Here is a 13830-nt window from a genome sequence, read left to right on the forward strand (position 1 = left end):
AGCTCCCCGCGAGGGAGAAATACCACCATGCGATCGATCAACTTCGCCGCCAGCGCGCTCGCGCTTGCCATTGGCCTTGCCGCCACCGCCGCACCTGTCGCCGCGCAGGAAGGCTACCAGACCCCGCCGCAGGACGTGACCGACATCGTCACCCGGGCGCCCAGCCCCGGCGTGTCGGTTTCGCCCGATAACGACCAGATCCTGCTGCTGGAGCGCGAGGCGCTGCCGCCGGTCGCAGAGCTGGCCAAGCCGATGGAAAAGCTCGCCGGGCTGCGGCTCGATGCCTCGATCAATGATCGCTACGGCACGCGCGCCACGGTCGGGCTGGTGCTGCAGGATATCGCCAGCGGCGCTACGCGGCGGGTCGCACTGCCCGCCGAGGCAGACATCTCCGACGTTTCATGGAAGCCGGACGGCTCGCAGGTGGTCTTCACCAACACGCGCAGCGACGCGATGGACCTACACGTCCTCGATACCGATACCACGACCGTCGCCAAGCTGATGACCGGCGGAGTGAACCCGATCTTCCAGAACCCGCGCTGGATGCCCGATGGATCGTTGCTGGTCCTGACCATCCCGCAGGATCGCGGACCCAAGCCGGTCGAATCGCTGACCCCGAGTGGCCCGGCGATCCAGGACGCAGCGGGCGGCGTGGAAGCGCAGACACGAACCTATCAAGACCTGCTCGAAAATCCGCATGACGAGGCATTGTTCGAATGGCTGACAACCAGCCAGCCGGTAGTGATGAACGCAGACGGATCGGGCATGCGCGCCATCGGCGAGCCTCGCATCTACACCAGTGTCACGCCCTCGCCCGATGGCGAATATCTGCTGATGGAATGGTTGGAAAAGCCGTTCTCGTACCAGGTGCCTTACTACCGTTTTCCGATCACCAGCGCGGTCTACAACCGCGAAGGCGAGCTCGTGCAGATGATCGCCGAGCAGCCGCTGGCCGATGCGCTGCCCGTGCAGGGCGTGGTGACCGGACGGCGCAATATCCAGTGGCACCCGACCGAAGACTCGCTGCTGATGTGGGTCGAAGCGCAGGACGGCGGCGACCCGCGCGTCGAAAGCGACAACCGCGACAACCTCTACGCGCTCACCGCGCCGTTCAGCGGCGAGGGCCGTGTGGTCGCGCGCTTCGAAGACCGCGCCTCGGGCGCGATGGGCATCGAAGGCACCGACGACATGATCGCTTATGATTACGACCGTGACACGCGCGAGCTGCGCCAGTCGCTGGTCGATGTGACGGGCGGCAATGCGCCGCGCGTGCTCAACCTGCGCAACGTGCAGGATGCCTACAACGACCCGGGCAGCCCGCTGACCACCTATACGGCACGCGGCTTCGGCGTGGCGCGCAATGTCGATGGCAAGCTGCTGCTGAACGGTAGCGGCGCGACGCCCGAAGGCCTGCGACCCTTCCTGCGCCGCTTCGATCTGACCACGCTGGAAACCGAAGAGCTGTGGCGCAATTCGGGCGAGCAGCTCGAATCGGTGATCGATGTGCTCGACGATGACGGCAGCGAGTTCCTCACCTTCTACGAAAGCCCGCTCAACCCTGGCAACATCAAGCTCTACGGAGATGGGACCGAACGCTTCATCACCGACTTCCCCGATCCGCACCCCGAACTGACCGGGATCAAGCGCGAGCTGGTCACTTACCAGCGCGCCGATGGCGTCGATCTGACCGCGACGCTTTACCTTCCGCCCGAATACAAGGAAGGCGACAAGCTGCCGGTGGTCGTGTGGGCCTATCCGCGCGAATTCAACGATGCGGCGACGGCCAGCCAGAACCGCGATTCGCCGTACCGCTTCACGCGCATCGGCAGCTATTCGCACCTGTTCTTCCTGACTCAGGGCTATGCCGTGCTGGACCGGGCAGCGATGCCGGTGATCGGCGACGATCCCGAAACGGTCAACGACAGCTTCATCGAACAGATCGTCGCTGCCGGACAGGCCGCCGTCGACTTCACGGTGGAGCGCGGCTTTGGCGACGGCGTTCGCGTGGGTGTCGGCGGGCACAGCTACGGCGCGTTCATGACCGCGCACCTGCTGGCACAGAGCGACATCTTCAAGGCGGGCATCGCGCGTTCGGGCGCGTATAACCGCACGCTCACGCCTTTCGGTTTCCAGTCCGAACGGCGCATCTTCTGGGATACGCCCGAGACCTACTACATGCTCAGCCCGTTCATGGCGGCGGACAAGATCAACGAGCCGATCCTGTTCATCCATGGCGAGAACGACAGCAATTCGGGCACCTTCCCGCAGCAGTCGGAGCGCATGTTCGCGGCGGTCAAGGGAACCGGAGGCACCGCGCGGCTGGTGATGCTGCCGCATGAGGACCACGGCTATCGCGGGCGGGAGTCGATCCTCCACACGCTCGCCGAGATGTTCGACTGGTTCGACACGCATGTGAAGAATGCCGAGGTGCCGAGCGACGACCCGGCCTCGGCTGACTAGCGATGAGCTATCGGCCTCTCGGGCTTATCCCCGGGGGGCCGCCCTCACCCGGCCCGCGCCAGGTCGAGAAATTCGGCCTGCGGCAAAGGCTTGGCGCGCAGGAAGCCCTGATACGAGGTGCAGCCCTCTTCCAGCGCGATCGTGCGCTGCTGCTCGCTCTCCACGCCCTCGGCCACCACTTCGAGGTCAAGCGCGCGGGCCATTGCCACCACGGCGCGCAGCACCGCCCGGTCGCGCGGGTTGTCCTCCACCCCGTCGAGCATGATGCGGTCGAGCTTGATGATGTCGAGCGGCAGGAATTTGAGATATCCGAAATTGCAGAAGCCCGCGCCGAAATCGTCGAGCGCGATCCGCATCCCCGCATCGCGCAACAGGCCTAGCGAGCGTGCGGCCAGGTCGAGATCGCCCAGCAGCGCCTGCTCGGTAATCTCCAGCGTAATCCGCTCGGGATTGACCGAGAGATCGCCCATCATGTCCAGCATGTCCTGGGGAAAGCGCGCGACAGCCAGATCGGCGGCCGTCACATTGATCGAGCATTTGAGATCGGCAGGCCAGGTGAGCACCGATTTCAGAGCGGCCCCGACCACCCGCCGGGTCAGCTGCGTGGTAAGGTCCGCCCGCGCCGCGATCCGCAGCAGCGCCTCCCCGCCGATCGAGCCGAGCAGCGGCTGGTTCCAGCGGACCAGCGCCTCGGCCCCGATCATCGCATCGTCGGCGAGCCGATATTGCGGCTGGAAGCGCACCGCAACTTCCCCTGCGTCGAGCGCGCGGCGAAGCTCCGCCTCTACCTGCCCGGTGTCGATCCCCGCAGGTGCCTCGTCCCGGTCGATCCAGACGATCCGCCGTCCCGGCTCGCCCCGCAGGCCGATCTGCGCATCGCCCAGTCGCCCGAGGATGTTTGCCGCATCGTCGCCCGACAGAGCGCGGATCAACGCAATATGCGGCCAAAGCTGCGGCAGGCCGGCAATCGCCCCGGCGAGCGGCTGTGCGATCCCGTCCGCCAGTGCCTCGGCGAGGAACTGCCACCGCTCCCGGCTGCACGGCTCGCGCGTTGCGAGCAGGAACTTGCCGCCATCGAGCCGCGCGACGAACCACGTGTCTTGCGCGAACTCGTCATGCCCGAAATGGCTCAACCGCCGGGCCACCTCGGTCAGCGCATAGTCCCCCGCGACCGCGCCATGGGCAAGGTTCACACTGTCGAACCGCCCCAGCACCAGCAGCATCGCATGAACCCGCGTATCCTCCTGCTCCAGCCATCGGCTCAGAATTGCTCGTGCGAAGTCCGGGCTCGCAAGCCCGGTCAGCGCATCATGGTCGGCGTCGGCATCCATCGCACCTCTATTGCAAGCGCTTGCCGAATGGGGAAGCCTGAGCTTCGCGAGAATACCCCGCTGCGGCGCACATGCATTGCCAAGCCGCTCCATGCTCCATAGGCACTGCGCCCAGTGACTGGGCAAGGCACGGGAAGAGGACTGCAATGGCCGGGCAACCGACATTCGAGCGGCTGGCGCTCGCGATTTCGAACTCCGCTCTGGCGCAGGACGCGGCGCAGGACCTGCGCGATTCGCACGACTGGGTGCCGCAGAGCGAGGCCGACGCGGTCGTCGCGCTAGGCGGCGACGGTTTCATGCTCCAGACGCTGCACACGATGCTCGATACCGGGCGCATCCTGCCCGTCTATGGCGTCAATCGCGGCACGATGGGCTTTCTGATGAACAAGCACCGTCCCAAGGGTGCGCTGATCGACCGGGTCAACCGCAGCCGCCCGGTGGGGATTTCTCCGCTGAGGATGGAGGCGACCACGCAGGATGGCGAGACCCGCATCGAATGCGCGCTCAACGAAGTGTCGCTGCTGCGCGAAACCCGCCAGACCGCGAAGATCGAGATCGTAGTCGACGACAAGACCCGGATCGAGGAACTGGTGGCCGATGGCGTGCTAGTGGCAACGCCTGCAGGATCGACCGCCTATAACCTTTCCGCCAATGGCCCGATCCTGCCGCTCGATTCGCATCTGCTTGCGCTCACCCCGATCAGCGCCTTCCGCCCCCGGCGCTGGCGCGGCGCGATCCTGCCCGACCGCGCGCGGGTGACGTTCCGCATCAACGAGCCTGCCAAGCGCCCCGTGGCGGCGGTGGCGGACCAGAAGGAGGTGCGCGACGTGGCCGAGGTCCACGTGGAGATCGCGCGCGACTCCGAGCTGACCCTGCTGTTCGACAAGGGCCATTCGCTCGACGACCGGATCGTCGCCGAACAATTCATGACCTGATTTTCCATTGGGGGCTTGCGAAATCTTAAGCCCCCCCATATAGGCCCGGGCCTGCCGATATGGCTGCTCCCCGATAGCTCAGCGGTAGAGTAGGTGACTGTTAATCACTTGGTCGTTGGTTCGAATCCAACTCGGGGAGCCATTTTTCCTTCATAGCCGCAGCAACAGCGCCGGAGCCGTCTCCTGTGCGAGGGCTTCCGGGCTTTTCGTAGCTTCGCGTTCGATGTCCGCTTCAGGGCACTTCATGCGGTGGCGTCGGCGACCGTGATGGGGTGGTTAGCTGCCACCCAAGGTCATTCTACCCGCTGCGCGTTCCTCAAGACATATGGCTGGCAGACCGTGATACAGATGAGCTCGGTGCCACAGGCCGTTTTTTCCAATGTCCCTGTCAGCTTCACTCTACTCGCATGAGGTGCATCGATAACCGCATCGACAGCGACACAGCTTTCCGGGGCGTCAAAATAGTTCCTTTTGCCAAAGTAGATGCCTGTCGCCTCGTGCTGGTTTGACCAGAATCCGGAGAGGGTGACTTTCTCATTCAACCTCTCTTCGAGCATCTGATAGTTCGAGATTCCAGTGGGGGAAGAGGCCGACACGCAGCCAGCCAATGTCATCGAAAGTATCGCTATTCGAGCGCTGCGCATGTTGCATTCTTAGTAATAAAGCGAGTGTCCGCAATGGGGTCGTTAGCTGACGGTCAGCTTCAGCGCCCTAAGCCCCCAACAACAGCCGCACCCCCACAAACAGCGTCAACCCCGCCGTCAGCCAGGCGATCACCTTCGGCTTGAACAGCCGAACCGCGAACAGGCTGCCGATCTGGCCGCCAATAACCACCGCGATCATCAGCGGCAGGCCCGCCTCTGCCGCCGCGCCGAGCATTCCGAAACCGTTCTTGGCGAGCTGGCCGGAGAGGCCGAACAGCGAATTGACGAGGATGAACAGGCTCGCGGTCGCGGCGATGGCGCGCGGGTTGTCCCAGCGCACGAGGTGCAGCAACGGGGCGAGGAAGATGCCGCCGCCGATCCCCACCAGCCCCGCGAGATAGCCCAGCGGCATCGCGGCTACGTAGATCGCGCGGCCTCCGAGCCTTGATCGGCCTTCGCTTGCCTCACGCTTGGGCAGCAGCAGCAAGGCGCCCGCGACGCACAGGCTCGCGCCCAGCAGCATCAGGAAGGCGCGCTCTCCGATGGGGGTCAGCCCGCCGAGCAGCGCGGCGGGTGCGGCAATCGCGGTCAGCGCCAGAGCGCCGCGCCACGGGGTGATCCCCGCGCGCGCGAAGCGCACCGAGCTGCCGCTGACCACCGCGAGATTGCACAGCAGCGAGACCACCGGCAGCAGCCGGTAGTCCATGCCGGAAAGCGCCAGCAGCGCGCTATAGGTCGATCCACCGCCGAAGCCGACCGACGCATAGAGCAGCGCGGTTACGCAGAACGCGGCGAGGAGGGCTGCGAAGCCGATCCGCCCGATCCCGCCATCGAGCCACCGGCGGCGCCGTGGCAATGCTTGTACTTGTTACCCGATCCGCACGGACACGGCGCGTTGCGGCTGATGTCCTGCCCGGCCCATGGATTCTCCCCGCTGGCCGAAGCCCGGCCCGGCCCGGCAGACGCACGCGGAGAGCCCGCCAGCGAGCCGAACATCGCGGCCTGGCTTTCCGAACCATCGCCATCGTTGCTGTCGTCGATCCCCGTTAGCGGGTCGATATGGCCGGTCAGAAAGTCGGGCAGGTCGGGCAGCTTCTGCTGCGGCGGAGCGATCCGGATTTCGTTGCGCAGCAGGATCTTGGTCACGTCCTCACGCAGCGTATCGAGCATCTTCTCGAACAGGCCGAAGGCTTCCTGCTTGTATTCGTTGATCGGCGTCTTCTGCGCATAGGCGCGCAGGAACACCACCTGGCGCAGCGCGTCGAGCGTGGCGAGATGTTCCTTCCAGTGGAAGTCGAGCCGTTCGAGCAGAATGCCCTTTTCGACCCGGCGCCAGATCTGCGCATCGGACTGTTCGATCTTGGCGTCCATCTTGGCGTCGGCCTCGGCGCGGAGACGATCCTCGAACAGCTCGGGTTCGATCGCGTCTTCTTCCATCCAGTCGTCGATCGGTGGGGTCAGGCCGAGGATTTCCTCGACCCGGGCTTTCAGCCCTGCGACGTCCCACTGTTCGGGATAGGAACCCGGCGGGCAGGATTCGGCGACGATTGCGGTCACCGTATCGTGCCGCATGTCGACCACCACATCGTCCACCGCTTCGCTATCCATGATTTCGGCGCGCTGTTCGTAGATCACCTTGCGCTGGTCGTTCATCACGTCGTCGTATTCGACGACCTGCTTGCGCGTGTCGTAGTTGCGCGCCTCGACCTTCTTCTGCGCGGTCTCAATCGCCTTGGAGAGCCATTTGGAACCGATCGCCTCGCCATCGGCGAGGTTGGAATTCATCATTCGGGCGAACAGCGTGTCCGGCCCGAAAATGCGCAGCAGATCGTCTTCGAGGCAGAGGTAGAAGCGCGAGAGGCCGGGGTCGCCCTGACGGCCCGAGCGGCCGCGCAGCTGGTTGTCAATCCGGCGACTTTCGTGGCGTTCGGTGCCGAGCACGAACAACCCGCCCGCTTCGAGGACCTTGGCCTTGTCCTCCGCGACCTGCGCCTTGATCTTTTCGATCAGCTTGTCGCGCTCGGGCCCTTCGGGCATGTCGCCGACCTGGTCTTCGATCATGAAGTCGAGGTTGCCGCCCAGCTGGATGTCGGTCCCGCGGCCCGCCATGTTGGTCGCGATGGTCACCGCCCCGGGCTGCCCGGCCTGCGCGACGATATGCGCCTCACGCTCGTGCTGGCGCGCGTTCAGGACCTCGTGCTTCACGCCTTCCTTGTCGAGGAACGAGCTGAGCAGTTCGGACTTCTCGATGCTGACCGTGCCGACCAGCACCGGCTGGCCGATCTCGCTCTTCTCGCGGATCGCCTTGGCGATGGCCTGGAACTTGTCCATCGTGTTCTTGTAGAACTCGTCGTCCTCGTCGATCCGCTGGACGGGCACGTTGGTGGGGATCTCCACCACGTTCATCTTGTAGATTTCCCAGAACTCGGCGGCTTCGGTCGCGGCGGTGCCGGTCATGCCCGAAAGCTTGGGATACATGCGGAAATAGTTCTGGAAGGTGATCGAGGCCATCGTCTGGTTCTCGGGCTCGATCTTCACGCCTTCCTTCGCCTCGACCGCCTGGTGCAGGCCGTTGGACCAGCGGCGCCCTTCCATCATGCGGCCGGTGAACTCGTCGATGATGACGACCTTGCCGTCTTTCACGATGTATTGATCGTCCAGCTTGAACATCAGGTTGGCGCGTAGGCCTTCGTTCATATGGTGGACGACCTGAGTGTTCTCGACATCGTAGAGATTATCGGTTTCGAGCAGACCGCTCGCGGCGAGCCGCTGCTCGATCTCCTCCGCGCCTTCCTCGGTCAGCGAGACGGTGCGCGATTTCTCGTCGGTGTCGTAGAAGCCCACGCCTTCGCTGGAGCTGTCGGGGATCGCATTATGATCGGCGACGAAGTCCTTCAGAACCTGGTCGATGGTGATGTAAAGGTCGGTCTTGTCTTCGGTGGGGCCCGAGATGATCAGCGGGGTGCGCGCTTCGTCGATCAGGATCGAGTCGACCTCGTCGATGATCGCGTGGTTAAAGGCGCGCTGCACCATCTGGCTGCGCTCGTGCTTCATATTGTCGCGCAGATAGTCGAAGCCGAATTCGTTGTTCGTGCCGTAGGTGATGTCGGCGGCATAGGCCTCGCGCCGCTCGAACTCGCCGAGGTTGGGCACGATCACGCCGACCGACAGGCCGAGCCAGCGATAGAGCTGACCCATCCATTCGGCATCGCGCTTCGCGAGGTAGTCGTTCACGGTGATCACGTGGACGCCCTTGCTTTCGAGCGCGTTGAGGTAGGTCGCCAGCGTCGCGACCAGCGTCTTGCCCTCACCCGTCCGCATTTCCGCGATCTCGCCGCGATGGAGCACGATCCCGCCGATCATCTGCACGTCGAAGTGCCGCATGCCGAAGACGCGGACCGAGGCTTCGCGCACCGTTGCGAAGGCTTCGGGCAGGATGTCGTCGAGTTTGGCACCCTCGGCCAGCCGATCGCGCAGCTTGTGCGTCTGCGCCTGCAAATCCTCGTCGGAAAGCGCCTGCATTCCGGGCTCGAGCGCGTTTATCTGCGCGACGATCTTGTGCAGCGACTTGACGTAGCGATCGTTGGACGAGCCGAAGATGGATTTGGTGAGCGACTGGAACATGGTGCGAGGGGACCTTGAAATTTCGATGGAATGCGCAGGCTCGGCTGGGAACGCCGGCGCTGCCGCAGGAAAAAGGGATTATGCGCCGCCCTCAGGGGCGAACGGCCGGGTACGCAGGTGCGCTATTCGCGCAAGCGGTCGGGCCCGTACTGGACGGTCGGAATGAAAACGACCGGGCCGCGCAGGCGGCACACCTTCTCGGCAACGATCCACCAGTCGCGCACCGCATACTTGGTGCGACAGACGCAGCGCTTGTTATCCTCTTCGGGATCGCAGACTTCGTCGGCCGAGCGGCTGACCGAGCTTTCCGCCAGCATGGCGTGCCCCGGCGCGCCGAGCGCGATCAGGCCGGTAAGGAAGGCCAAGCAGGTGAGCAGAATGCGAAGCATCGGCTGTTTACATAGGCACAGCTTCACTCGCCGTCCAGCCGCAAGCGGTAGGCCCGCCTAGTCCGCGGGTTCTTCGACGCTCACGCTGCCCTTCATGCGGAACCTGCGCCGTACCGGATTGCCGTCCTCGTCGCGGATCGGCTCGAAGACCGGGCCAGCCGGAAATCCGCAGGCCCATGACCGGTCGAAACCGACGAGCGTATCGATCTCGCAGTCCGAAACCGAACCGTCTGCCTCTACCGTGAAGGCGTAATCCCATTCACTTTCTTCGGGCGCAGGGCGGCTGCCTTCGGGTATTTGCCAGCGCACGGTGCCATCGAAGACGCCCGCGACCGCCTGCCCCTCCTGATCGCGCTTGGGCACGAAAAGTGCGCGCTTCGTGATAAGCTCGCAGGTCAGCTGCTTGAGGTTTTGCGGCGCGCTACCCCCGGTCGTTTCGCAGCCCGACACCGTGCCGTCGGGCTCCACGTCGAGCGAGAAGGACACCGTCCCCTCCTCGTTTCTTGCGATAGCCGAGGTAGGATAGTCCGTACTCCGGATCCACGTACCGGGGTTGTTGGCCGGCCTCAGCGCATTTCCGCCCGGCTCCGCCCTGTCCAGCGGCGAACCGGCCTGCTGGGGCTTCGGTTGCTCTGAATCGACGATGCGAAGTGCCGGTGGTGCATCCTGCGCCAGCGCCGCACCCGATCCCGACATGAGCAAGACCGCGGCCGCTCCGATAACGCTTTGCATATTACCCCCTGTGGCAATCCCTTGCGCAGAGTGTGTGCGGCGGAGCCGCGCTTGTAAACCCGTGTGCACCGCATTCCGCACTGTCCCTAAGCGTGGGCGGGAATGGCGGCTTGCAGCGCTTCCTCCCACCGGTCGGCTACCGCGCGATCGCCGTAGCGCGCATCGATATGGGCAAGGCCCTGCGCAAGGCGCTCCCGCTCGTCGTTCCAATCGCAGGCGTAGCGCGCAAGCCCGCCCTGCCAGTCGTCGATCGCCACGAAGTCTCGCAACTCCTCGTAAGCTGGAAGCGCATCGGCAACCACGCCCAGCCCCGCACGCAGCGCGGTGGCAGGCCGGTTGATCGACTTGCCCAGCGTAAAGCTGCTTCTCCCCACCGGAATGACCGCCACGCGATGCGCGCGAAGCGCAGGCAGGAAAGCGGCGAGCGACCAGCTCATGTAATGGGACGGGATGCCGAAATCCGCGCCGACCTTCCGATAGGCAAACCAGGTGTCGCTGATGATGGTGAGCGTGATCGGATGGCTCCTTGCAAAAGCCTCCAACTCGCTCATCCGCTCGGCGACATGGACCAGCCCGGCATGCTTGCCCGCGCTGTTGCCGAACCAGACGCAGTGCAGCGCTTCGTCGTGGCGGGTGAGGAAGCGGCGCAAGCGCGTCAGCCGCCAGCGCTCCAGCAGCGAGAGAGGCAATCCGGCGAGGAAATCGGTATTCTCCAGCATGTCCGGAACGACCTTCAGCGGAACGCCTGCAACCTGTTCGGCGAGCCGCGCGAGCAGGTCGGGTGTAGGAGCGGTAATCAGCGCTGCCCGCTGCAAGCCCGCAATCACTCGGGCTTCGGTCTGCTTGTCACCCTCGGCGCGCGCTTTGGCGATCAGGTTGTCGCACATGTCGTAGAGCACCGGCACGCCTGCCGCTTGGGCCCGGTCCATCACCTTGTCGGCCGTACGGGTGAAGCTCTTGGAAATGACGATGCAATCGAGCCCCTCAGCCGAGTGCCCGCCGTCGTAAAACACGCATTCATGCCCGCGTGCCGCGAGCTGCGCCATCGGGCCATGGACGCGCAGGCGCGCGCTGGCGTGCTTGGGGTTCCGGCGCTGGGTGTACCAACCAATACGCATTCGGCTCTCTTCTGATGACCTTTCGTCAGAGTTCTGCGCCCGACACTCGTTGCGCGATGCGTGCAAGCGGTGGTGAGCGACGAGCGGTGAACTTTCGGCAGCGCAATCGCAAGCGGGAATGGGAGCGCTGATGCATGCCCTTCCATCGAACGCTCTTGCCTCGCTGCATGGCCGAACCTAACCCGCAGACAATGGAACTCGCCCGCTCCCCGCTCGCCCTGCCCTTCCCCCATATGCCGCCGATCGACGGCGTGACGCTGCGCATCGCGCGGGCGCGCTACAAGGAATGGGACCGGTGCGACCTGACCTTTGCCGAGCTGGCAGAGGGCACCAGCGTCGCGGGCGTGTTCACGAAGAACGTATGCTGTTCGAGCGAGGTCGAACTGGGCCGCGAGCAGATCAAGGGCGGCAGCGCGCGGGCGCTGATCGTCAATGCGGGCAATTCCAACGCCTTCACCGGCTATCGCGGGCGCGAGGCGGTGGAGCAGATCATGGGCCAGGTCGCCGAGCATCTCGGTTGTACGACCGGTGAGGTGTTCGTCTCCTCCACCGGCGTGATCGGCGTGCCGCTGCCCAAGGACAGGGCGCGCGCGGGCGTGGAAGCCGTGCTGAGCGCGCAAGCCTGTTCGTGGGAAGAGGCGACCAACACCATCGGCACGACCGACACCTTCGCCAAGGGCGCGCATGCCAGCGCGATGATCGGCGACACGCGGGTCGAGATCGCGGGGATCGTCAAGGGCAGCGGGATGATCGCGCCCGATATGGCGACCATGCTTGGCTACATCTTCACCGACGCGGCGGTCTCCCCCGCCTTCCTTCAGGAATGCCTTTCCGCCGCGAACCGGCAGACATTCTCTTGCATCACCGTCGATTCCGACACTTCGACCAGCGACACCGTGCTCGCCTTCGCGACCGGCAAGGCGGGCCATGCACAGCTGACGTCGTTCGACGATCCGGGCGCGGATGCCTTCATGGCGGCGCTGCACGACGTCTGCCGCCAGCTTGCCCACGCGGTCGTGCGCGACGGCGAAGGCGCGCAGAAATTCATCGCGGTGCATGTAAGCGGCGCGGTGTCGGACAACAGCGCACGGACCGTAGGCCTGGCCATCGCCAACTCGCCGCTGGTCAAGACCGCGATCGCGGGCGGCGATGCCAACTGGGGCCGCGTGGTGATGGCCGTCGGCAAGGCCGGTGAACCCGCCGACCGCGACACCCTCTCGATCGGCTTCGGCGGGCACTGGGCCGCACGCGAGGGGCAGCCGGTCGAGGACTACGACGAGGCCCCGGTCGCTGCGCATCTCGCGGGGGACGAAATCGACATCGCGGTCGACCTCGGTCTCGGCGATGGCCGCGCGAGCGTGTGGACCTGCGACCTGACCCACGGATATATCGCGATCAACGCGGATTATCGCTCATGAGCGTGCTCGACCGCGAAATTCTGGCCCTGATGCGCGATGTGGCGGAACGGATCATCATGCCGCGCCACCAGGCGCTGAAGGCGACCGAAATCATCGAAAAGGCGGACGACGACCTCGTCACCATCGCCGACCGCGAGGCGGAGCTTGCGCTGGCCGAGGGGCTGGCGAAACTCGTGCCCGAAGCGGCCATCGTGGGCGAGGAAGCGGTTCATGCCGATCCGTCGGTGATGGATCGCCTATCGGGCGCCTGCTGGATCATCGACCCGATCGACGGGACCAGCAACTTCGCCAGCGGCAAGGGCCATTTCGGGATCATGATCGCTCTGGCCGAAGGTGGCGCCGCGCAGGCCGGATGGATCTTCGACCCGCAGCGCGACCGGCTATGCGCCGCCCATCTGGGCCAGGGCGCGACAATCGATGGCGAACAGGTGCTCGCCCGACCGAGCGGCGCAAACCCGCCGCGCCTCGCCGCGATGAAACGCTTCATGACGCCCGAGCAGCGCCGCCGGTTCGAGCTGGAGGTTGCGCCCAATTACACGCTGGTCCACGCGCCCGGTGCCGCGTGCGAACAATATCCGCTGACCGTGCTGGGTGAGCACGACATCGCGATCTACGAGCGAACGCTGCCGTGGGACCACGCGGCGGGCAGCCTATTTCTCAACGAAGCAGGCGGCACCTGCCTGCGGCTCGACGGTTCGCCCTACCGGGTCGACGACGGGCGCAGGGGCATGGTCGGCGCGGCGAACCGCGAATTGTTCGACCAGCTGGTCGTGCGGTTGACGGCGGCAGGCTACGAGCCCGCCGCCTGAGCACGCATCAGAGCTGTTCTTCGAGCCAGGCCTTCAGCTGGCTCTTGGGCCGCGCGCCGGTTAATTCGGCGGCACGCTCGCCGTTCTTGTAAAGGACGAGGTAGGGGATGCCCTGCACGCCCAGCTTGCCGGGAGTGTCGGTGTTTTCCATGATGTCCATCTTGGCGATGGTCACCTGATCGGCCAGTTCGTCGCTGATTTCCTCCAGCGCAGGCGCGATCATCTTGCAGGGCCCGCACCATTCGGCCCAGAAATCGACCAGCACGGGCTTGTCGCTCTGGATGACATCGGACTCGAAGCTGGAATCGGTGACGGTCTTGGTGGCCATGGAAGTTCTCCTGTTCGTTGAACCAGTATCTAGGAAGCGCGA

12 protein-coding genes and 1 tRNA gene are annotated in these 13830 nt (G+C 64.9%); 5 read left to right on the plus strand and 8 right to left on the minus strand.

The window, feature by feature from the left end; genetic code table 11:
• The first annotated feature begins 27 nt into the window (after positions 1-27).
• A complete protein-coding gene (locus tag AAG612_RS03815; protein ID WP_342507374.1) occupies positions 28-2460 on the plus strand; it encodes a S9 family peptidase in 2433 nt (810 codons plus the stop codon).
• Between the two features lie 44 nt (positions 2461-2504).
• Here the strand turns inward: AAG612_RS03815 and AAG612_RS03820 are convergent, their stop codons facing one another.
• Positions 2505-3791 carry an EAL domain-containing protein gene (locus tag AAG612_RS03820; protein ID WP_342507376.1) on the minus strand — a complete coding sequence of 429 codons (1287 nt, stop codon included), beginning with the start codon at positions 3789-3791 and terminating at the stop codon, positions 2505-2507.
• A gap of 146 nt (positions 3792-3937) precedes the next feature.
• On the opposite strand from AAG612_RS03820, the gene AAG612_RS03825 reads away from it, so the two are divergent.
• Positions 3938-4726: an NAD kinase gene (locus AAG612_RS03825; RefSeq protein ID WP_342507378.1), complete on the plus strand. Its 789-nt coding sequence runs from the start codon at positions 3938-3940 to the stop codon at positions 4724-4726.
• A 67-nt stretch (positions 4727-4793) separates the two neighbouring features.
• Positions 4794-4868, plus strand: a tRNA-Asn gene (locus tag AAG612_RS03830).
• A gap of 151 nt (positions 4869-5019) precedes the next feature.
• On the opposite strand, the gene AAG612_RS03835 is transcribed toward AAG612_RS03830, so the two are convergent.
• The 6 genes from AAG612_RS03835 to AAG612_RS03860 form a co-directional block, all read right to left on the minus strand.
• The gene (locus AAG612_RS03835; RefSeq protein ID WP_342507380.1) at positions 5020-5340 is read right to left on the minus strand and encodes a hypothetical protein; all 321 of its coding nucleotides are present in this window, start codon (positions 5338-5340) and stop codon (positions 5020-5022) included.
• A gap of 97 nt (positions 5341-5437) precedes the next feature.
• A complete protein-coding gene (locus tag AAG612_RS03840; RefSeq protein WP_342507382.1) occupies positions 5438-6226 on the minus strand; it encodes a sulfite exporter TauE/SafE family protein in 789 nt (262 codons plus the stop codon).
• Positions 6148-8994, minus strand: a complete 2847-nt coding sequence (gene secA, locus AAG612_RS03845) for a preprotein translocase subunit SecA (protein ID WP_342507384.1) — start codon at positions 8992-8994, stop codon at positions 6148-6150. The genes AAG612_RS03840 and secA overlap by 79 nt, the downstream gene beginning before the upstream one ends.
• Before the next feature lie 122 nt (positions 8995-9116).
• Positions 9117-9383 carry a hypothetical protein gene (locus AAG612_RS03850; RefSeq protein WP_342507386.1) on the minus strand — a complete coding sequence of 89 codons (267 nt, stop codon included), beginning with the start codon at positions 9381-9383 and terminating at the stop codon, positions 9117-9119.
• Positions 9384-9440: 57 nt separating this feature from the next.
• Positions 9441-10079, minus strand: coding sequence for an energy transducer TonB (locus AAG612_RS03855; RefSeq protein WP_342507388.1), 639 nt, complete (start codon positions 10077-10079; stop codon positions 9441-9443).
• A gap of 122 nt (positions 10080-10201) precedes the next feature.
• The gene (locus tag AAG612_RS03860) at positions 10202-11233 is read right to left on the minus strand and encodes a hypothetical protein (RefSeq protein WP_342507390.1); all 1032 of its coding nucleotides are present in this window, start codon (positions 11231-11233) and stop codon (positions 10202-10204) included.
• A 191-nt stretch (positions 11234-11424) separates the two neighbouring features.
• On the opposite strand from AAG612_RS03860, the gene argJ reads away from it, so the two are divergent.
• Both argJ and AAG612_RS03870 read left to right on the plus strand, forming a co-directional pair.
• Positions 11425-12651 (plus strand): bifunctional glutamate N-acetyltransferase/amino-acid acetyltransferase ArgJ, encoded by a 1227-nt coding sequence (gene argJ / locus AAG612_RS03865; RefSeq protein ID WP_342507391.1) that lies wholly within the window; start codon positions 11425-11427, stop codon positions 12649-12651.
• A complete protein-coding gene (locus AAG612_RS03870; protein ID WP_342507393.1) occupies positions 12648-13460 on the plus strand; it encodes an inositol monophosphatase family protein in 813 nt (270 codons plus the stop codon). The genes argJ and AAG612_RS03870 overlap by 4 nt, the downstream gene beginning before the upstream one ends.
• 7 nt (positions 13461-13467) lie before the next feature.
• Here the strand turns inward: AAG612_RS03870 and trxA are convergent, their stop codons facing one another.
• A complete protein-coding gene (gene trxA / locus AAG612_RS03875; RefSeq protein WP_342507395.1) occupies positions 13468-13788 on the minus strand; it encodes a thioredoxin in 321 nt (106 codons plus the stop codon).
• Between the last annotated feature and the right edge of the window lie 42 nt (positions 13789-13830).

The sequence above is a fragment of the Citromicrobium bathyomarinum genome (genome assembly GCF_038594605.1).
GTDB classification, from domain to species: domain Bacteria; phylum Pseudomonadota; class Alphaproteobacteria; order Sphingomonadales; family Sphingomonadaceae; genus Alteriqipengyuania; species Alteriqipengyuania bathyomarina_B.